Below are 23,763 nucleotides of genomic sequence, written 5' to 3'. Positions count from 1 at the left end.
GGGAGGGGAGATCGTCGGGTCAAAACTTTCTTGCAACCCTTCTCATGGCACGCACTGCGGCGCCGTACCCAGGGTCAGATTCTGCGTCGTGCCATCGCCCGAGATGGCCGTCACCGCGCAGGAGGTGGCATAGCCGCTACCCGTGGTGCTCCAGTTGCCGTTCGTGGCGGCAAACACCTTGAGCGTGTAGCTCTGGTTGGGTTCCAGACCCTCCAGCCTGTAATCCCCGCCGCTGTCGCTCACCGCCCGATCCCGCTCCACGCCGCTGGCATCATACGCCAACACCAGCGCCTTCACCGATGCCGTCGTACCGTCACTCGTCACCTTGCCGCGAATGATCCCCGCCGACTTCACCACGGACAGATCCTTCACCTGATCCGCATCCGCACCCACCGTCACCGTGTCGCCCACCGTCCCTTCCGTGGTCCACACATCCACACGATACGTCCCGGCGGGCAGACCCTTGATCGCGTACTTCCCTGCCGCATCCGTCACCGCCCCCCCGCCGGTCGCCAATCCCTCCGACCAGGCGTTCACCCACGCTCCCGAAACCGACGTCGATCCTACCTTCACCGTCCCGGTGATCGCACGACCGCTCTCCATCGCCACGTTCAGGCCCGTGGTGTTCCCCTGCAACGACACGCCATTCACGTCGTTCCACCCATACGTCCACGCCGCCTCCGTGACCGCACCACTCGCCACCGTCACGCTCCTGGTCCGCTTCGTTACATAACCAGGCGACATCACCTCCACCGTATAGGTCCCTGCCGACAGGCCTTCCAGCTTGTACGTGCCGTTCCCGGTCACGCTCGTCCGACCACCACCCGTCGAAGACCAGGCGTTGATCTCCACCACCTGCGTCTCACCCACGCCGCTCACCGCGCCCGAAAGGGTGAAAAACAGATTGGCCGCATTGCTCAGGTCAAAGTCGATCCCGCTCACCGCACCGCCCGAACTCACGGTCACCGGGCTATGCCTATCCCACGACACCGTCACACCGTTCGTCGTGTAGAACAGACCCTGCATGCCACGCCACAACCCGATCACATAATCGCTCCCATCCGGCAACCCGGTCAGGCGATACGTCGCCGCGCCACTGCCATCCGCCGTCGCGCCACCCACCACAAACGCTCCCGTCGCCGGCGACCAGGCATCCACGCGCGCCCACTCGTAGGCCTTCAACCCGCGGATCGATCCGCTGATCGAGCCGCCCGTCGAGGCCGCAAAGTTCACTCCACTCACATTCCCGTTCGTGGTATCCACCCCTTCCACATACCTGGGCACATACCCTTCCGACAGAAAACTCACCCGGAAGTCCGACGCCTGACCCAGACCACCGAGCGTATACCCGTCCGTCCCCGTGCCGCCGGCCTGCACCGAATTCCCGCTCCACGAGTAACTGCCAGACGACCACGCATCCACCCAGCCCCACTGACCTTTCTGCAAACCGCTCACCTGACCGGCGATGCTCCGACCGCTCGACACGCGCATGTTGACCGTCGCATCCTGACCCGAAACGCTCACCAGTTTGGCCTTGTCCCAGGTATCCGGTTCCGCGTTCTCGCCGGCATAGGAGCCGCCGCGAATCTTCGCGCCCCAGATCGAAATCCGGTAATCCCCGGCCTCCTCCAATCCCTTGATCTCCACCTGACCGGACGCCGTATCGCTCGTCGAAATCAACTCCGCGCCACCCCACGACCAGGTGGATTCCGAAAACGCATCCACCCACGCCTTCTCCCCATTCGGCAACCCGCTCACGACAACCGTCAGCTTGCGACCGCTTCCCAGCGAAACATGCACATACCTCTCCGCCGACATGTCGATCAATGTGGCACGATCCCAACCCACCACACTGCCACCCGTCGCCGGATATCCGCTCCCGCTCACCTCCCCCTTGAAATTCCCCACCTTGAACAGCGCATCCGGGCCACCGATGAACAACCGATAGTCGTCGCTCGACTCCAGACCCTTCACATCCACGCTCACCTCGGTCTGACCGGCATTCACCTTCGTCTGTTTCCAGCGACCACTCTCCAGCTTCTCGGACCAGAGGTTCACGTCCACCGCTTTCGTCCCAGCCGGTATGCCGTCCACCTTCACATGCAGGGTCTTGGTCTGAATCCTGGTCAGATCGATCCCAACACCCACCACATTGCCGTTCAACGTGCTGATCAGGGTCGCCTTCTCCCAACTCTTCGGACCCGATACCTCGCCCCCGACCACACCGCCATAATACCCGGCAGGAACCTCGTCGCTCTCCGAGCGCCAATCCAGACGGTAATCCTTCGCAGGGGCCAGACCCGTCACCTCATAGCTCACATCCTGGCCCGTCCCGACCACCTCCTTGCCGCCCCACGACCCCTCGCTCTCCGACCAGACGTTCAGCCACAGCTTCACTCCGCTCGTCAGACCCTTGATCGTCCCGCTGATCTTGGCGCCCGAGTTCATCTGAATGTCCACACCCTCCCGATTGCCGTTCGACACGTCGATCAGCGTCGCCGCATCCTCCTTGCCGACATTCTTGTAATACGTGGTCCGGTATTGACCGCTCCATCCCCACACCACCGCAATGTAGTCGTTCGCCGGCGCCACCGTCACCCGGTAGTTGCCGTTCTCGTCGGTGTTCGCCCCATACCATTTGCCGCCGTCCTTCGTGTGAACATCCACCCACGTCCAGGACATGCCGTTGTTCTGGGCATCCGTCACACGTCCGGAAATCGTGTTGCCGCTGGTCAGATTGAAATCCACGATCGCGGTGCCGTCCGGCTTCTCCTCACCGATCGCCTGACCCGGCGCCGGACGATAGAAACCATCCTCATCCTCGATGTACTTGTCCTTGGCGCGCTCAAAGACCCCCGTCACACCTGCGGCCTGCACCCGCACCAGAACCGGTTCCGGCGGCAGATACTGCTCGTTCCACAAATTGACCTCATACCAGACGGTTTGACCCGGAGCTGGATTCGGAACCAGCATGACATAATGACCGCTGGAATCCGTGGACTGACCACCCCCCTGATGCGCCTCGTGCGACCAGGCATTCACCCAAATGTTGGCCAATGGTTGACCATTGCCCGTGACCGTACCCTTGATCTCGATACCCTTGCTCACCTTGACGAGCAGACCCTTGAGATCATGGCCGATATCCGTTTGCGGCCAAGCGACCTCGCCTTCCGCGTCACGATTCAGATCCTTCTCGAAGCGCACCGCCTGCTGCCAATCGCTGCTCAACGAGAAACCAGACTCCATCGAGCCGGTCACCACGCCCCCCATGAAGCCGCTGCCCGGCACCCACATCCCCTGCTGATCGACGTGACCGCCGGGATAAATGCTGATATCAAACGTATTATCAACCCCCTGCTCCAGATTGACGGACGGCAGATTCATGGTGAAATACCCACCCTGATCCGTGGACATGCCACCAAACGGGGTGTTGACCCAGGCATAAGGAACCGGGTTGTCCTGCCCATCCACCACCCGGCCCTGAATCGGCTTGCCCGCATCGACCCGAATGCCGATCACCAACGACTTGTCCATCAGGATGTTGGTGACCAGGTGCTCATCCCATTGCGACATCACCATGCCCGGTATCACGCCCGGCTCCTGGCCGGAGATGTCGTTGTGGGAGAATACCTGTGTGGCATCGATGGTGCTGGCCTTGACCAGAGGCTGCGATTCATGCTCGCTCTCGACCCAACGACTCACCCAGGAGGCCTTGGGAGGCGTGATCCAACTGCCGCCCTGGAACTTGACCGCGTTGGAACATTCCGGATTCGACGTGGCGGCGCCTTCGCAGTAGGCTGGCCAGACATCCACCTTGTACTCCTTGCCCGGAATCACCGTCACCGAGAAGAAGCCGTCCTCTCCGGTACTCTTGCTGAAATTGATGTTCCAATCGTGGGTGTGGACGCTCACCGAGGCACCCTTGACCGGAGTGCCATCGCTGCGCACCACCTTGCCGGAGAGGGTCATGCCGGTCACCAGATCCATGTTGACCATGACGGAGGACTTGACCTCGAACACCTTGGCGCTCGACCACTCCTGCGTCACATGCCCCTCGCCATCGGCGAAACCGCCAACCAGGCCATTGGGAAGCTTCTCCTCGACCGGCGGAGTCAGATCCCATCTCCAGGTGGAACTCGGAACCTCGATCCGATAACGGCCCGGTTGCGCGGAGAACTCATACTCACCCAGCGCGTTGGTGCGCACCTCGCCCCAAATGCCGTAGGAGTTGGTCTCCGGATCCAACTCCGGCTGGAAGCGCACCGGGATATTGTTCAGAGGCGTCGTTCCTCCCGAGGTCACCTTGCCCTTGATGGACAACGAGGCCAACAGTTGGGCATCCACCACCGTATCCGTGTCGATGCGATACTTCTTGGCCGCATCCATGTTGCCATTGACCGTGATGTTCTCCGTGGAACCGGTGCTGTAACCTCCAAGGCCAGGCAGCTTCACCTGGGTCTGGGTCTCCCAGTTCCAGTAGTTGGTATTGAAGAAGACCCGGTAGACCGATCCCTTCTTGACGAAGATCGAATACTTGCCATCCTGATCGGTAATCGCGTCGCGCCACTCGGCGACATCGGACGCGCTCTCCCAATCGGGTTGCAACTCGACCTTGACATTCCTGACCGGCTGATTCTCGGCATTCTTCACCACGCCGGAGACGAGCACGCCACTCGGCATGAGCGCATTGAGCGTCGTCGCCTGGGTGAAATCAAACACCTCGGCCTGATCCCAGATCTCGCTGGTCTTGCCGTCACCAGACGCATAGCCACCCCATCCCAGAACCCCCGGAATCTTCACCATCTTCTGCTGGGTGTTGTCCCAATATTCGGAACGGAACTGCACACGGTACTTGCCAGGCTTGATCGAAGCCGTGTAGGCCCCATTCTCGCCGCTCTTGACCGTCACCCACTCCAGATAGCCGGTATTGTTGTTCCAATCCGGCTGGAACTCGACCTGGATACCGCTCAGACCGCCCTTGCTGTTGGTTACGGTCCCGGAGACCGTGATTTTGGTGCCGCCGGTGTCACCGCCGCCGCCACCGCTCTGATACTCGGAGGTCAGTTTGATCACCGGCAGGGTCAACGACTGCTGAACCGGGATCGGCATGGCGTGATCGTCTTCCGCGCTCAACTGAATGCCGGTTTCAGAAACCGACTGAAGATACGCCTCGGCACTGTAGGATCCTCCCTCGTAGCTGAACTTGAAGGAGTAGGTTCCCACCGGCAGGGTCATGGAGAAGGCGCCGGACGGGCTGGTCACGAAGGTGTACTCGGTGCCGCCGGAAGTGGAGCTGGCGCGGATCTGGACATTACCGAGACCATTCGTGCCATCGGTGATGGTGCCGGAGAGGGTCACCATAGTCGGCGTTCCACCCCCACTCCCCACGACCAGGACCAGTTCGCCACTGGTCACGGAGACCGTGAAGGAAGCCGAGTTGGTCAGTTGCTCCTTGACATTGACCGTGCCAACAACCGCCGCCGAATCGTACCAGCCCCCCATGAACGATCCAGAGCCGTTGTTCGGCCAGACGCCCACGCAGTGGGTGCCGGGCGTCAGGGGGACCGTGACCACCCCTTCGTCACCCAGATCATAGTGGCTGCCCTCGCCCGGACCACTGACGCACTGCGTGCCATCGTGGCGCAGAATCTGAAGTCCGGCATCCTGAACCGGCGTACCATCCGCAAAGGTGACGCGGAACGGCTTGGCAATCCCCTGATCCGACGTGGTGAGGGCAAGGGTATGCGGATTGCCCATGGTGGCGGTCGGAACCGACTCGTGCTTGCGCACATAGCCCTCGGCGCCGTAGTTCATCTGCCAGGTCTCCACCTTGTCGCTTTCCGGCGGATTGACACGGGTGAACAAGGCGAACCGGGCGGTATGCCCGTTCGGTTTGCTGGTGAACCAACCCGTCAGTTGATGGGTGTGGGGCGGATTGTACTTGACGGTATCCATGTGCTCGGCGCGCGCCTGCACGTAAGCACCTTTCAGTTCAACCCCTTCCGGTCCCACGATATCCACCTGACGGATCGCCACCTGATCCGTGGTCAGGGATTTCAAAACGCCAGAGGCGTCCACAATCGCCCGCAAAGCACCCGACCAGAGGCCATCGCCCTCCTGGTTGTGCTCGAAGAGTTGACCCACACCTTGTCCAAGGAAGACATGATTGGTCTGGGATTCCGGATTCGTCTGGCCGGGATGATAACGGGTCTCGACCATCTTCACATGCAGGGCATGCATCACCTTCTGCAACAACTCCGCATCGGTGATCGAATCGCGCCAGTGGGCGAAATAGCCGTTGTCGCGCAACGCTTCCACCGGAGGAACCGCGGCCAGCAGGTTCACGTTCGGCGTGAGGGTGATTTCGGTTTTGGTGACCGTCCACTTGTCGGGCAGGATCTGGTCGTTGGCATCCATCTGGAAACTGACGCCAAAGTGGGTATGCGTGCCGGCCTGCGTCACCGTGGCGGGGACGAAGGGCTTGGGCGCGGTCAGGTTCTCCTGGGCCAATGTGGCCGCGCTGATGCCGGTCGCGATGTCCGGATCGGTCACGAAGCCAAAATGGATGGTGCGGCTGGTACGGTTCTGCCAGAAATCCACACGTTTTTCACCATGGAAGGTCAGACCATGCTCATTCAGGGTGTAATAGCTCTCCCCATCGCCGTTGCGCTCCACAGAGACGGCCCGATCCTTGAGCATGGCCGTGCCATGGGCGACGGAAGCCTGCATGGAGTACTCAAGCGTGCCGCCCGAGGTCGTTGACTTCGGCTGCCAAAGACCATGGGTCACCAGGGTGGTCTCTGCCGGGAAGAGCCAATCCACGATGGAAATCGCGGTGTCCGGATTGGCCGGCGGATTCAGACAGGTGACCGTGGTGGTCGCCTGGTCCGTGCCGACGGTCACATGGACCGTGGCGGTCCCGGCCTTCTTGCAGATCACGCCCGTCTCGGCAAGCTCAATCACGTCCGCACCCGCCGTGATGCCAGGCACCGCGCCGCTCGGGACATTCACCGCGCGGGCTTCGCTGCCAACCGTCAGGTTGATCGGTTCCAACGTGAGGGGGGGGCTCGTGCCACCACCCGACTGCGCGGTGCAGAGCACCTCCACCACCAGGCTTTGATTGGCCGCATCGAAAACCGTCACCGTGCCGCTGCCCGCACCCGAACAGCTCAATTTGGCACCCGTGGCCGTGTACTCGGACACCGAAAGGAAGCCGGCACTCGTCTCATAACGATAGGTCGGCGTGCCACCGCTCACCACGATCTGACCTTGAACACCGACGGTCAGATTCTGCGACGAAAGGGTGGCGGTCAACGGCGCCGGAGTCGGATTGACCCGATCCGCATCCGTGAGCGCGAACGAATAGGTGGACGCCGCGTCCACCTGAACCTCCTTGCGCACGAAACCTTCCGCGCCATAGCTGACATTCCACTGGGTCACCTTGTCGTTATCCGGCGCGTTCAGCCGGTTGAAGGTGATGAACTTGACTCGATTGCCACTGGCCTCCTTGAACCAACCCGTGTTGTTGTGGGTATGGATCGTGTTGTAGAGCGCGGGATCCAAATGCGGGGCGTGCATGGAAACATAGGCCCCGGTCAGGGTCGATCCTTCCGGCCCGACGATCTCGACGCTCCTGGTGGTGACACCGGTCAAGGTCAGGGCGTGCAAATCCCCATTCGGATCCGTGAAGGCCCACAAGGCCCCTTTCCAGACCCCATCGTTCTCTTTGTTGCGCTCATAGACGACACCCAACCCCTGAACCAGATAGATGTCGTTGGTCTGGCTGACGGCATTCGCGACCCCCTGGGTACCGAACGCCTCGTAGCGGGTCTCGATCACCTTGACGTGCAAGGCATGGGTCAATTTTTTCAGAAGTTCCGGATCCGTGACCGAATCACGCCAACCGGTGAAGTACCCGTCCACGGTGGATGGATCCGAGGGGGTGGAGAAGAACTCCGACGGCGGAACCGGAGACAACAGGTTGACGTTGCCGTTGACATGAATATCGGTCTTGGTGACCGACCACTTGTCACGCTTGAGCGTCCCGGTCGCATCCACTTCGAAACGGGCTGTGTACACGGTGTTGGAACGCTCGCTCGTCAACAGACCCGGAACCAGCGTGACCGGAGCGGTGCGATTGGCCTCGGCCAGATCGGCCTCCGTGATCCCGGTGGTCAGGTTGGGCGGGTTGATCAGGCTGAAGTTGACGGCAGACTCCATGGTGTTCCGGTCGCGATCGAACCGTTTCTCTCCATGAAAGGCCAGACCATGGGTCTCATCCAGGGTGTAATACTCCTCCCCTTCCTCGTTGCGCATCACCTTCACGTCACGGCCATGCCATGTTCCGGCACCAAGCGCGCGGCTCGCTTGCAAGCTGGCGTCGTACCGGACAGGGGTACCATTCGGCTGCCAGCGGGTGTTGGTGACCAGGGTGGTGTTCTCCGGGAACAACCACTCCGGCAGTCTCACCAGGGTATCCGCCGGGGCCGGAGCCACGCAGTTGACCGTGGTGGAGCCTTGGGCCTGGGTACCGAAGGTGATCTTGACCTGGGCGGTCCCCTCCTTGAGACACTTCACGCCGTTGATCGGATCGCCCAGGATCATGTCGGGCGTGGAGACCGAGGTCACCTCAATGACCGGCGTGCCAAAGGTGGTCGGGAGGTTCAAGACGCGATAGCGGGTGTCGTCCACGCTCAGATTCACCGGACTGAGCGTGACCGTCGCCATGCTCATGGTCGGCGGGACTTCGGAAAACTGGAAGAACGACGTCGTTTGTACCGGGCTGCCGGATGCCACCAGCGGTTGGCCTGGCTGATCGGCCTGGGTCAATGTCAGAACCTGCGGGTCGGTGATGGCGCTGGTCTGGACCGGAACGGTTTTCGGCATGAAACCCATGGCGCCATAGGTAACGTTGAGCACCTCCACCTGATCATCCGCCGGCGGATCGAGGCGGTTGAAGAGGGTGAACAGGGCGCTGTTGGTTCCCGGCGTCTCGTTGATCAGGGATACGGCATTGTGACCATGCGGATTGCTGGCAAAGGCGCCGCTGGTGTGATCCCCGCGCGTCCAGACGAAGGCACTGTTCAGAACCGTGCCCACCGGCGCATCGATGCGCACCTTGCGGGTCTTGACCCGTTGCGCCGACAAGGATTTCAGCTCACCGGTCAGGGAGGTCATCGCGGTCAGTCCACCCTTCCAGACGCCGTTGTTCGCCGCGGTCACCTCGTAGACCGTGCCCAGATCCTGGGCCTGATAGAGGTGGCTGGTGAACTGGCTGGAGGGGGTCGTGACGCCCATGGCGGTGTACCGGGACTCCACCATTTGAACATGGGCCACGCGGGAGATCTTGTTCAACAGATCCGGATGGGTGATCGTGTCACGCCAATGGGCGAAATAGGTGTCGTTGGCCCGCTCGGTCGGGGGGACCGAGGCCAGCAGATTGACGTTCGGGGTCACCGTGATTTCGGTTTTGATCACGGTCCAGCTGGAGGGCATGATGTTCCCTTGCTCATCCAGCGCGTAGCGCACCACATACTGGGGCGAAACCACCCCCGAGGCGAGGTCATGCGGCATGCGCGCCGGCGGGGTGGTGCGGTTGGAGTCCGCCAGGTCCGCGGAAACCACGCCGGCACTCGCCAGATTCGGAGCGGTGATCAAACCGTAATGGATGTAACGGGTGCTGGCATTCGTGCCGAGGGTGTTCTCCTTCTCGCCGTGAATGGTCAGGCCGTTGGCATCGTGGGTGTAGTAGATCTCACCCCAGCTGGTGGACTGGATCGACACGTTCCGATCCTTGAGGGTGGTGGTTCCGCCGGTGCGCGAATAGTCCAGGAAATTCTCGACGACCGAAGAGCCGTTCGCCATCCAGCGGGCCTGCATCACCATGGTGATGTCCGGAGTCGGGAAGACCCAGCGCGCGGTGTCGGTGGTGGTGATCTCGGCAACCGGAGCCACGCAACGAACGGTGGCGCTCCCCTCGGTGTTGGCGCTGGCGTTGACGATGCTCACCGTGGCCGTTCCCGCCTTCAGACAACTCACCCCCGTGGCCGAGCCGGAGATCACATCCGTGCCGGTCAAGACCGTCACCGTGGTGCCGGTCGGGAAGGAGAGCGACCGCATGCCGCTCCCCACGGTCAGATTGACCGGATCATACGAGACCGTGGTCGGCGGAACGGCATTGCAGGTGACCGGTACGGACGCGGTATGCGAGGCCGTGTCCAAAACCCCCACCGTGGAGCTTCCCGCCTTCATGCAGTAGATCTCGGCGGAGGTGCCGGTGATCTCACCCAGACTGATCACGCCGGAGTTATCGACCTGGATCGAATAGGAGCCGCTGCCACCGCTGAACACCAACGTGCTTTTCGCGCCGACATTCAGATTCAACGAGGTCGGATCGACCGCAAACGAAACCGCCGCCGCGTTGCAGGTCACCGCGACCGTACCACTCTGTGCTTGCGCACCGGCGCCGCTGTCCGGAATCCGAAGCGTGGAGGTTCCGGCCTTCAGACAGGTGATCGTCGTACCCGTGGCCGTGGTGTCGGAGAGAGAAATCACGCCGGCACTGGGCGGATCGATCATGAAAGAATAGGGCGTGGTGCCACCGCTGACGGTGACCGCAGAACTTTGGCCGACAGTCTGGGTCAACGTAGTGGAGGAGACCCAGAGCGGGGTGGACGTGCCACCACTGGCCAGAGCGGGCTTGGGACCGAAGGTCAGGGAACCAATACGGGCCATATCGTTGTATTCGAAGTACTGCCCCCCGCCACTCTTCCACACGCTTGAATAGACATCGACACGATAGCGACCGGTCAGATTCATGAATACGCTCAGCGGACAGGAAATTTCGACCGTCTGTCCAGAGATCGCATAACTGGCCGGAGTCAAGGTCTGGGAATTGTGGTAGCAGTTGAGGCTGTTCCCGCTCAGATAGATGTAGGTGACATCATAAACAGGCGTATCGATCGCCGTGAACATCACCGTATAGGTCGCGGTAAACCCGGAAGGGATCACATCGGATGCACGCTCGATGCGCAGATAGACCTTGCTGCTGTCCTGGGCGATGAACAATCGGCGAAAATCCGCCGCGCCGTAAGGCGTGGTATCGGCCAACGGCACGACGTTCAAGTAATCGATGACATCGTTGGAAGGATCGGTGAGAACCGGGTTGATATCGGCCCAATCCGTGGCTGCCCCATCGACGGTCATGGTGGCAGTCGGAACATAATTCTTCAATTCCGATTGCAGAACATCGGGAATCCCATCCCCGTTGACATCCTGATTCAGGCTTTCACCGGCAAAATTATATTTATTGTCCGGCAACACGCCACCCATGGTGGGATCCGGGAACAGACCGGCGAACGCGTCGCCAAGAAACGGCGGCAGCATGGCGCGCAGGCTGATGCCATCAAAGATCTTGCTGAGATTCAGATGCATGCCAACATTGCCCGACTCGTCCTTGATCCCGGTTGAGGCGGACAGGGAGGATTTGACCTCGTTCAGACGCGACGTGGCGCTGGTGATCTCGGATGCATTCAGGGTGAAGAGGTTGCTGGTCTGGGAGCCCGAGCGGGACTGGATGGCGGTCATGGCGGTCAGGAGATCATCGACCGCGCTGAGCGCATGGTTCTTGGAAACCGCCAGAATGCTGGTGGCATTCGCGGCAAGGGTGGAGAGATTCGGGTTGGCGGTCTTGACCTGTTCGATGGTCTTGTGTTGCGAATCATCGACATCCACGCCCCATTCGTAGGCCTGCAACCAGTGCAGTTGGGAAAGCCCCGCTTCCAGAATGCCCTTGATCGCCAAAACATCGGCATGATCGATCGTGGTGCCGGCATCCCATGGATCACCCGGGTCGCGGAACGTGAAGGCCGTGAGGGTGTTGGGAACCTGACTGATCCGAATGATGGCGTCCGACACCTTGGGGATGACATGGGCATTCAGCCACCCCTTGATCTCCCCCCCGGTCGGAGCGGTGCCCGGCAGGGGATTGGGGCAACGCATGAGACTCAGGCCCAGGTGGCGACGATCGCAACCAAACCCGGCCAGAAGATCGCCCAGTGTGGCCGTGCCATTGCCGTAGTCCGTGGTGGCGGTATTGGCGACCGAACGGGCGGTGTTGAGCACGGCGAACACCTGGGAAACCGAATGCAGCACGCGCGCCTGATTCAGGAGGGGCGAAGCGTTGGTCGATGCCAACTGCTCGGCCTGGGCATAGAACTTGTCGGCGACCACGAACCAACCGTGGGAGAACAGGGCGTTGCCGTACTGGATGAGCGTGGGCACATCCATGTTGGGAAACGGATTCAGAGCGGTATTCTGGATGCTGGTAAAATTGATCGTGGACCGTTTGTCCGAGGTCGAGGCCAGGGCATTGCCACTGATGGGCGCGGTGGCCGGATGTGCCACATAATTAAGCCAGTCGATGCTGACCAGGCCGAGGTTGAACGCCGACGTGCTGCCGATCAGTTGGAACGCGTCCTTGGTTCCATTCGAGAAGATCATGGGAAAGAACTTGCCATCCATGAAAACGTACACGCTGACGTCCGAGGATGCCGGCAAATCTTGCAACGTGAAGCCCCAGATGACGGGGGAAACCTGACCGGTTGGCTGGGTTTCGACAGCCTGGATCGTTTCGTTGTTGGCGTTCACCGCCACGACAATGGCCTTGTCAACCAGGGTACCGGACACCGATGCAGCCTGGGCGTCGCAGGGCTGAGATCCCAACCCGAACAGCACCAATGCCGCAAGCACGATTTTCCGTTTGATCCACTGTCCAACCATGTTCCATCTCCTGAAGTGGAATGGCTTTTGATGATACTTATAATTCGCGAGGAGAACGGTTCACGCGCATCCGGTGTTCCGCCATAAACGGCAACATGACGCCGGGAGCCCCTCACCCCCCGACCGTAGGCTCTCCATACGGAGGTTCCACCAGTCTCGTCACCGGCTCGTGATCATCATCACGGCCCGGCGTTGCGATTCGACAACTCCTGCTGCCGCCTGATCTCGGCCTGTCGCCTGGCCTCGGTCTCGCGCGCCGCGTTGGCACGCTGCTCGGCGACCATCGCCGCCTGACGGGACGCCTCGACGCGCCGCGCATCCTCGACCTGACCGGCCTGATCGCGCATCACCGCCGCCTGGCGGTTGACCATGGCACGATTTTCGATCTGCTGCTCCGCCGGGGTTTTGAGACTTTCCAGATCCTGGCGCAACTGCTGCAATTTCTGTTGTTCAGGAGCCAGCATCGCCTGGGTGTTCTGTTCGCTGCGGGCCTTTTGCTGCTCCAGGGTGGTCAGTTTGTCCACCAGATCCTTGGGATTGCCTTGACCCGATGCCAGGGTCTCACGGGTGCGGGCCGATTCGTATTCGATCGCCTGTCGCTCGCCCTGGGCCTTGCGGTGTATCAACGCGATGGCCGACTCGGTTTCCTGGATCGCGGCCATCACCTGGGCCGGACCGCGCACCCCGTGGGTATCCACCCGTGCCGGAGACGGGTGTCTGGAGGAGTCCACCTCGCGACCGCCGGTTTTGGCCGTCTCGGCGCCGCTGGAGCCTTGGACCGCTCCCTGGGAGGGGGCGCTACCCTTATCGACTGATTTGACGGCATTTTTCTCATCCCCACCTTTTTTTTCGACCACCGGTTCGGATGGCTCGGAGGGGTGTATGGTATCGTACCGGGTCAGGTTGAGACTGCCTTTCTTGAAGACCTTGACCTGGGTGATGCGTTGGGCGCTCTTGTCACCCTTCCCGCCCTTCTGGGGAACCGCATGCACCATGGCATGACTCTGGCCGCTCAGCAGGCGCCGCAACCCCTTTTCCAGCGACAGATTTTCGAACTGCGCCGAGACCTTGCCCGACACCTCGGGATCAACCAGAAACGACAGACCCACCTGGTCGGAGACCTTTTGCAACGCCTCCCGGATCGGTACGGCACGCAGGTTGACGCTCAGTTTGTGGTTGCGATAAACCACGCTCTCGCCCGCGACGGAACTGTCCGCGCGCCGGGAGGAGTCGCTGGAGGCGGCGGGTGCCGCATTCAGCGAAGCTGGAACGCCATGCAGGAGAAAAAGCAACAGTATGAAACGGAAAACGTTCATCGATCCCACTTCCCCACCCCTCTTGGGAACGGATATGGCAACAGGGAACCATGCGTCGAGTAGACCATTTCGACGATTCATTAATGATCGATTTCGCATCAAATGTCAAAACAATAAAATACCCCCCATCGATTTCAGGGCATTCATTTTGTTACATTACCAATGAAACTCCCGCCAGGGAGGTCCACGGTCGAGGGTGAGGTGGGGACCATCATGCATGTTACCATGAAACTCCCGCCAGGGAGGTCCACGGTCGAGGGGGCATCATGCAAGTTACCATGGAACGCCCGCAGGGAGGTCCATGGCGCGAGGGGTAAGGGGGATCCCCCCCATCATGCCAGTTACAGCACGGCAACGTTACAGGGGGGAAACAGAGAAATCGAGGCCAACCCTCAGACCACGGGCAAACGCATGACCCGACGGACTCTCGGCACGATACCTCTCCCGAATCTCGAACGACCGGGATGTCTCGTTCCAATCGATGCGCCCGCTGGTGATTTTCTGACTCGTCTTGGGATTTTCCAGCTCAGCCTGGTGAAATTCGATTCTCTGGCGATCCTTGCCGATGCGTGCGGAGCTGGCATGCAGTCGCAACACCGCGCTCTTGTCCAGAAAGATCTCCACCGTAACCGGTTCCAGGATCAGTTGCATGACGCGCGGCAACGCCATGAACATCCCGGACTCTCCGGAACCGGGTTTCCCGATCACCCCCTTGAGCAAGGCTTCCACCTCTTCCCCAAGGGATTCCGGGAGCTTATCCTGATTATCCGTGTACCGGTATATTTTCAGATGCGCATCCTGAAACCAAGCATCCTCGATTCCCTTGACCTGGAAGGCCATGAACGAACGGCGCCGCGTGGTGAACTCCCGGGCCGAAAAGGCGCGGACCACCCGATCCCCACGCATCTCGGTCAAGGTCGGACCGCCCACCTGGTGGGCCGGACGCGACTCGGCCTGTTTGGCCTCCGGGGTCGTCTCCAGGGGTCGTGGCGACCGATACCCCGCCACGACCCAAAGCATCAACACCACGATACCCGCCAGAAGCAGCCAAAGAAACCATGCACGCTTCCAGGGACGATCCGTCATCACGGGAAGAGGCCCACGATCCTCACGGCGCGCACACCGATCCCAACACCGGATTGACCGGGTTTGCGCCGTCGGTACTGGCCGTCACCGCGCAGGAGGTGGCATAGCCGCTACCCGTGGTGCTCCAGTTGCCGTTCGTGGCGGCAAACACCTTGAGCGTGTAGCTCTGGTTGGGTTCCAGACCCTCCAGCCTGTAATCCCCGCCGCTGTCGCTCACCGCCCTATCCCGCTCCACGCCGCTGGCATCATACGCCAACACCAGCGCCTTCACCGATGCCGTCGTCCCGTCACTCGTCACCTTGCCGCGAATGATCCCCGCCGACTTCACCACGGACAGATCCTTCACCTGATCCGCATCCGCACCCACCGTCACCGTGTCGCCCACCGTCCCTTCCGTGGTCCACACATCCACACGATACGTCCCGGCGGGCAGACCCTTGATCGCGTACTTCCCTGCCGCATCCGTCACCGCCCCCCCGCCGGTCGCCAATCCCTCCGACCAGGCGTTCACCCACGCTCCCGAAACCGACGTCGATCCTACCTTCACCGTCCCGGTGATCGCACGACCGCTCTCCATCGCCACGTTCAGGCCCGTGGTGTTCCCCTGCAACGACACGCCATTCACGTCGTTCCACCCATACGTCCACGCCGCCTCCGTGACCGCACCACTCGCCACCGTCACGCTCCTGGTCCGCTTCGTTACATAACCAGGCGACATCACCTCCACCGTATAGGTCCCTGCCGACAGGCCTTCCAGCTTGTACGTGCCGTTCCCGGTCACGCTCGTCCGACCACCACCCGTCGAAGACCAGGCGTTGATCTCCACCACCTGCGTCTCACCCACGCCGCTCACCGCGCCCGAAAGGGTGAAAAACAGATTGGCCGCATTGCTCAGGTCAAAGTCGATCCCGCTCACCGCACCGCCCGAACTCACGGTCACCGGGCTATGCCTATCCCACGACACCGTCACACCGTTCGTCGTGTAGAACAGACCCTGCATGCCACGCCACAACCCGATCACATAATCGCTCCCATCCGGCAACCCGGTCAGGCGATACGTCGCCGCGCCACTGCCATCCGCCGTCGCGCCACCCACCACAAACGCTCCCGTCGCCGGCGACCAGGCATCCACGCGCGCCCACTCGTAGGCCTTCAACCCGCGGATCGATCCGCTGATCGAGCCGCCCGTCGAGGCCGCAAAGTTCACTCCACTCACATTCCCGTTCGTGGTATCCACCCCTTCCACATACCTGGGCACATACCCTTCCGACAGAAAACTCACCCGGAAGTCCGACGCCTGACCCAGACCACCGAGCGTATACCCGTCCGTCCCCGTGCCGCCGGCCTGCACCGAATTCCCGCTCCACGAGTAACTGCCAGACGACCACGCATCCACCCAGCCCCACTGACCTTTCTGCAAACCGCTCACCTGACCGGCGATGCTCCGACCGCTCGACACGCGCATGTTGACCGTCGCATCCTGACCCGAAACGCTCACCAGTTTGGCCTTGTCCCAGGTATCCGGTTCCGCGTTCTCGCCGGCATAGGAGCCGCCGCGAATCTTCGCGCCCCAGATCGAAATCCGGTAATCCCCGGCCTCCTCCAACCCCTTGATCTCCACCTGACCGGACGCCGTATCGCTCGTCGAAATCAACTCCGCGCCACCCCACGACCAGGTGGATTCCGAAAACGCATCCACCCACGCCTTCTCCCCATTCGGCAACCCGCTCACGACAACCGTCAGCTTGCGACCGCTTCCCAGCGAGACATGAACATACCGCTCCGCCGACATGTCGATCAATGTGGCACGATCCCAACCCACCACACTGCCACCCGTCGCCGGATATCCGCTCCCGCTCACCTCCCCCTTGAAATTCCCCACCTTGAACAGCGCATCCGGGCCACCGATGAACAACCGATAGTCGTCGCTCGACTCCAGACCCTTCACATCCACGCTCACCTCGGTCTGACCGGCATTCACCTTCGTCTGTTTCCAGCGACCACTCTCCAGCTTCTCGGACCAGAGGTTCACGTCCACCGCTTTCGTCCCAGCCGGTATGCCGTCCACCTTCACATGCAGGGTCTTGGTCTGAATCCTGGTCAGATCGATCCCAACACCCACCACATTGCCGTTCAACGTGCTGATCAGGGTCGCCTTCTCCCAACTCTTCGGACCCGATACCTCGCCCCCGACCACACCGCCATAATACCCGGCAGGAACCTCGTCGCTCTCCGAGCGCCAATCCAGACGGTAATCCTTCGCAGGGGCCAGACCCGTCACCTCATAGCTCACATCCTGGCCCGTCCCGACCACCTCCTTGCCGCCCCACGACCCCTCGCTCTCCGACCAGACGTTCAGCCACAGCTTCACTCCGCTCGTCAGACCCTTGATCGTCCCGCTGATCCTGGCGCCCGAGTTCATCTGAATGTCCACACCCTCCCGATTGCCGTTCGACACGTCGATCAGCGTCGCCGCATCCTCCTTGCCGACATTCTTGTAATACGTGGTCCGGTATTGACCGCTCCATCCCCACACCACCGCAATGTAGTCGTTCGCCGGCGCCACCGTCACCCGGTAGTTGCCGTTCTCGTCGGTGTTCGCCCCATACCATTTGCCGCCGTCCTTCGTGTGAACATCCACCCACGTCCAGGACATGCCGTTGTTCTGGGCATCCGTCACACGTCCGGAAATCGTGTTGCCGCTGGTCAGATTGAATCGAACCGGTACACCACCCTGATCATCGGCCAGCAACGACTCGCCCGGCACGGGCCGATAGGCTCCGTTGGCTCCCACCGATCGGGACGGATCGATGGCATGCACCGCCACCACGCCTTGTCCCTTCACCCGCGCCAGAACCGGCTCCGGCGGCAGATGCCCGTCGCTCCACGCCGTAATTTCGTACCAGACCTCGGCGCCATCCGCCGGGGCGGGCAACCGGATCGTGAACGCACCCAGGCTGTTGGTGGATGATCCGGCGCCGTCCCCCTGATCCAGGGAGCGGGCATGCACCCACACGTTGCCGATCCCCTGGCCATCCTGCATCACCTCGCCAACCACGGTCACCCCGCGGCTGATCCGCACCACCAGACCGTTATGGTCGTTGCCCAGATCCGAGGCCGGCCAGGGTACTCCCCGCACCAGGTCGGTGCCAAAAGCACTCGCCTGGCTCTCGTCCATTGTCAACCGGCAGGTCGCATCCGGCTCGCACCGCACCTTGCCGCCGACAAAATCGCCACTCTTCCAGGCATGGGTCTCGGGATCCTCATATCCGCCCGGCCAGATGCCGATGGTGAAGGTTGATTGGGCCTGGGTGACCGTGTTCCCGGCTGGAAGGTGCAGGATGAAATAGCCCTCCCCGTCCGTGGGCCCAGCGCCGAAATCGCTGCTCACCCAGGCATTGGCCACTCCATGGTCCTGATCGTCCACCACCCGTCCATGCACCTCCACGGCCTGTTCGACCAGCACGCCGATCTGAAGCGGGCCATCCATGCGCAAACCGGTGACGATGTGAGGATCACTCTGTTCCATGACCACGCCGGGAATTGGCCCGACACTGGCCGCGGCACTCGCCACAACCACCGGGCGACTGGTCGGATCGTTCACACTCCAGCCTGAAACCCAACCGGCATCCGGCTGCGTGATCCACCGCCCTCCGGTGAACGGCACAAACGCCTCCCCACACCCTTGCGCCGGATCGGTGTTTTCCGCCGCGCACCCGGCGGGCCACACCTCGAGCTGATACGTCTGACCCGGTGAGACGATCATGGCGAAGTCGCCCTGGGCATCGACCTGAGCATGGAACGCCTGGCTCCAGTCGTGAAGATGGGCGTAAACCGTGGCGCCGATGGCCGGCTTGCCCTCGGCGTTGGCCACATGACCCGAAAGGCTCATGCCCTCGCCCAGACGCGCATCCACCGCGACGGGCGCCATCACCTGAACCAGCCGCGCACCGCTCCAGTCCGAGGTAACGCCCCCCTGACCATCCGCAAAACCACCGATCAGGCGTCCCTCGCCCACCACGACGGTCTGTTGGGTGGTCGGATTCCAATAGCGGGTCAGAAATTCGATCCGATACTTGCCGGGCAGAGCGTCGAACTCGTAATGGCCACTGAAATCGGTGGTCCTTTCACCCCAACCGCCCATGGTATTGGCATCCGCATCCCACTCCGGCTGGAAGCGCACCAGCACATCGGCGACACCACTCCCATCCGCCGCGGTGACCATGCCCTGGATTCGCACCCCGCTCTTCAACCGCACGTTGAGCAGGCTCTCCTCGGCAAACGTATAGGCCTTGGCCTCGGCCAGGGAGCCAGACACACCGTCGTCCTCGGCTCCGGTGGCATACCCTCCCACCGCCGCGATCTTGACCGGTTTCTGGCTCTGTTCATCCCAGTAATCGGTCGTCAAGTAAATCCGCCACAGAGCATTCGGCACCACGAAGGCCTCGTAACGTCCGTCCTGGTCCGTGATGGTCTCCACGCCGTTCGCTGGCGCGTTCGGCTGGGTGGAGTCGGGCAGGAACGCCACCTTGACCCCCTTCAAGCCCGCACCGGCGGCGTCGCTCACCAGACCGGCCACCCGCACCCCACCCGGCAGCATGGCGTTCACCTGCTCGTCCCCGGTGAACTCGAAGACACGCGCCTCCGCCTCCTGCCCGGTGATCTGGCCCAGACCGTCCGCAAAGCCACCCGCACCCATCACGCCGGGGACATGCACCACCTTTCCGCTCCCCTGATCCAGATAAACGGGGCGGAAATAGACCCGATAGAATCCCGGACGAATGGCCACCTCGTAGTGACCCGAGCCATCGCTCCTGGCCGAGGCCATCGCCACCGGCGTGGAATTCTGCTCCCAGACCGGCAACAGCTCGACCAGAAGGTTGGCCAGGCTCTGACCATGGGTATTGGTGACATCGCCACGGATCGTGACTTGCGGAGTGGAATCACCCCCGCCGGAGTTTCTGGCGGCCATGGCGACCGGCAGGCTCAACGCCGAAAGGCCGGAACCACCCAGCGTGTAGATCTCCGCTCCGCTCTCACCCCCCAACACCACGGTATCGCCATGGCCGTGGGCCAATCCGGCGATGTACCCCTCCCTGAAGAAGGCCACCCGATAGCTGCCCGCCTCGACCGCCAGGGTGTAGTTGCCTTGCGCATCGGTGACGGTCTCGAAGACGGTGTCGAGGAGTTGGGCATGGGTGACCCGAACCGTCACCCCGGCCACTCCCTGACCGGTCGTGGCATCGGTCACCCGTCCGGAAACCGGGAACGAGGGGATTCCCATGAGGTCGTTGATCGCCCCATTGAGTCCGCGATCCCCCGTCAGATTCAGACCGGACTGGGACTCCCGGCCCGCCACCAGGTTGCCGAAGGCGTCCACATACCCCCGATAAAGCATGCCCGCGCTCTTGCCCTCGACCCGCACGAGATACTCCTGATTGACCGGCAAACGGAGCGCGAAGGCCCCGGTCGAACTGGCGGTGACGCGCTGATAGACCGCCGAGGTGGTGGAACGGGCGATCACCACCACCGGTTCGCTCAGACGGGCGCTGGTTTCGTCGGTGAGGGTTCCGGAAAGGGTGGCGGTGGTGATCCGCAACGCGGCGGTCAACTTGATATCGCCCAACAGGGCGCTGGCATGGATGTATTGGGCATCGCCCGGCGTGGAGGAGAGCGGCACGCCGGGGTCGATGGCGGTCAGATAACCGAAGGTCACCGTTTCGCCGTTCACATGGCGGAACGCGAACCGATAGGCCCCGGCGGGCAGGTCGAACCCGAACGCGCCCGTGCCATCCGCCTGAAACAGATACGGCGTCCCACCCGCCGATGGATAGACCAGGATCTCGGCATGCGCCAATCCCTGGATCCCGTCGGTCACCCGCCCGCTGATGCGGTTGTAGCGCGGGAGATCGTCCGGACCGACCACCAGCACCACCTGGGTGATCGCGTCGCTGATCGTGACGGGAATCCCTTGCGGGGCGCTGGAGGAGAGCACGATGTTGATCACCCCGGTCGGGATCGTGGCGTCGTACGCGCCACCCGCGAAGGCGCCGTTCTGCCTGGGCCACACATCGACGCAATGCGGGCCATTGGCCAGGGTGAAGACCGTGGCACCCGACGAATCGACTTCGCGGGTGTTGCCCAGATGACCGGCACACTGCCCTTCCCGGACCGGAGAAACCCGCACGCCGGCTTGGCCGATCACGGCGCCCGAGGCATCCTTGACCAGAAAGGTCACCGCGTGCCCGACCTGATCGAGGCTCAACGGCAAGGAGGCCGAAGAGGACAACATCCCCAGATCGACATCCGCCTCCACCTGGGTCTCGAAGCCCCGCGCGCCATGCGACAGACGCACCACGCGGGTCGAATCGGCGGGATCATCCGTGTCCAGCTCGAAGAGGGTCAACAGGGCCTGATTGCCGGTCGGGGTTTCGTTGTGCCAGGCGATGGTCTCATGCGTATGATCCGCCGTCTCCCCATGCTCGACACGCACCTGAACGAACGGATCGACCAGTGTCGTGCCGCTCGGCCCCTCGATGCGGAACTGCCGGGCCGACATGCCGCGCGCGGTCACGCCAGTCAGCCCACTCCCACGGTCGAGCCCCATGAGAACGCCATGGGACTTGCCATCGGATTCGTTCCAACGTTCGAGGACGATCCCCACTCCGCGCGCCAGATAAAGCTCGCCGCTCGAACCGGTGGCCAGGAATTGACCCGGCTCGTAACGGGATTCGCTCACCTTCAACCGGACTACCGAGGTCAGGCGCCCGAGCAGATCCAGATCGGTGATCGCATCGCGCCAGGCCGGGAAAAAGGCATCGTCCGCCAACGACTCCGGAGTCTCGGCGGCGAGGAGATTCACGGATCCGGTCACCTCGATCGTCTGTTCCACAACGCTCCAACGGTTGGCCAGAGGCTGATCGCTGTCATCGAGTTCGAATTCAACACGCACGGTGGTGACCGGCGTGCCGGGGACGATCCGCCCCGGAAGCACCGTCGGCGGACTCTTGAGATTGGCGGATGCCAGCTGTTCGGCGCCGATCCCCGCCGCGCCGGACTCCAGGGAGGGGGCGTTGACAAAACCGTAATAGGCGCGCCGCCTGGATTGACCCGAGCCGGAATCAAACGATTTCTCCCCGTGGAAGATCAGGCCGTCATCACCCAGGGTATAGAGCAACCCCTGGTTCCCAACCAGACTCGACACCGTGCCACGGTTCAAGAAGGAGGTCGCCACCCCGGCCCTGGACCAGCCGATGCTCCGCTGGTCGCGGCTGTTGGCCTCGCCACCACGCCAATTCTCCCCGTTCACCAGGGTCACGCCAGGCAGAAAGATCCATTGGCTCCAGGCCTGATCCACGGGTGAGTCGGTGACGGGCGGGACGCAGTTGACCGAAGCGGTGGCCGAACCGGTCGCGTCGGTCACGGTGAGGGTCGCGGACCCGGCCCCTTCGCAACGCGCCGTGGTCACCCCTCCCAACGTATCAAGCGCCACCACACCGCTCTCCGGCTCCACCACGATCGACGGCGTGCCGGTAACATGGGCCAACGACACCCCGCGGCTCTGCCCCTCGGTGAGATTGATCGGTGCGATGCTCAGTTGCGCGTTCGGATCCGCCGTCACCCCGGCGCGGGTGAGGGAGAGGGTGTTGGAACCGGAACAGGCCAGCCCCCCCTGCAAACGACTCCACCGGGCCGTGCCGCTGCCCTGGTTGGCATTGAGCATCAGAAACCGGCTCACGGAAAGATGGGGTTGCGTGAGCAGTTGCTTGTCCGCGAACACATGGACAGCCCGATCGATGTCGCCGGTGATCTGCACGCCGGCATCGAGGGTGGCGATGAACCGGTTGCCATCCTGATCGATGCGCGCCTGGAACGAACGGGCTGGCGCGAGGGTGCAGGCGGGATCGGAGAGCGCCGTGTCGAGCTGCTCGGCCCCGAATTGAATGGTCCAGTCACCGGTCAGGGCAAAGAGGGCATCGTGGGCGCGCCTGGCGACGATGCTGCCGGTGGCCGAGCAGGTTCCGCCCGCGCCATCCGGCCAGCTGGTCGTGACCGTGCCGGAACCGGCATCTGCGGTGTTCAAGGTGAGCGCGATTTGGCTGCCGCTGCCGTCGGGACGTTGGATGTGATAGGTATAGAGTTCGGCATCGATGCTCCCCGACGCCTCGGCGCCGGCGGACTCACGCACCGTGAAGGCATCCCCGTCCTGGCTCAGGGTGGCGAGGATCGACTCCTTGGGGAGAGACAGACAACCTGACGCCAACGGCGTGGTGAGCGCATCCGGGGTGAAGTCGATCGCCCAGCGTCCCGTGGCGTCATAGGTGGCCGCCTGTGCCGGAAGGGTGGTCATCCACAATCCAAGCAGCATCCACACCACCAACCCGCGATCCCAAGCTCTTTTGGCAATGCCCATCGAACTTTTCTCCATCTCTTCAAGCATAAGGAATCCACCTGCCGCGAACACTCCCAGGCGTCAGGGGAGGCAGGAAACTCCAACCCGTGACGAGGCCATTATCACAAGGATGATTGGTTGTTCATGACACGTCAATTGAAAAATCAATCTTTTACACTTGGTTACACG

Annotated in this window: 4 protein-coding genes; all 4 read right to left on the bottom strand. The window is 62.2% G+C overall.

The annotated features are described in order from the left end of the window. Positions 1 to 42: 42 nt before the first annotated feature. Positions 43 to 12,780 (bottom strand): carboxypeptidase regulatory-like domain-containing protein, encoded by a 12,738-nt coding sequence (locus ACOY6C_RS04260; protein WP_420904233.1) that lies wholly within the window; start codon positions 12,778 to 12,780, stop codon positions 43 to 45. 179 nt (positions 12,781 to 12,959) lie between these two features. Next, a complete protein-coding gene (locus ACOY6C_RS04255) occupies positions 12,960 to 14,096 on the bottom strand; it encodes a hypothetical protein (protein WP_420904232.1) in 1,137 nt (378 codons plus the stop codon). A 357-nt stretch (positions 14,097 to 14,453) separates the two neighbouring features. Further along, positions 14,454 to 15,185: a hypothetical protein gene (locus ACOY6C_RS04250; RefSeq protein WP_420904231.1), complete on the bottom strand. Its 732-nt coding sequence runs from the start codon at positions 15,183 to 15,185 to the stop codon at positions 14,454 to 14,456. A 19-nt stretch (positions 15,186 to 15,204) separates the two neighbouring features. Continuing rightward, complete coding sequence (locus tag ACOY6C_RS04245; protein ID WP_420904230.1) at positions 15,205 to 23,595, bottom strand: carboxypeptidase regulatory-like domain-containing protein; 8,391 nt, start codon at positions 23,593 to 23,595, stop codon at positions 15,205 to 15,207. Positions 23,596 to 23,763: the final 168 nt, after the last annotated feature.

Origin of the sequence: Candidatus Magnetaquiglobus chichijimensis (genome assembly GCF_045865675.1) — a bacterium.
GTDB classification, from domain to species: Bacteria; Pseudomonadota; Magnetococcia; order Magnetococcales; family Magnetaquicoccaceae; genus Magnetaquiglobus; species Magnetaquiglobus chichijimensis.
Note: the sequence above shows the minus strand (reverse complement) of the source record. Positions and strands in the feature narration are given on the sequence as shown.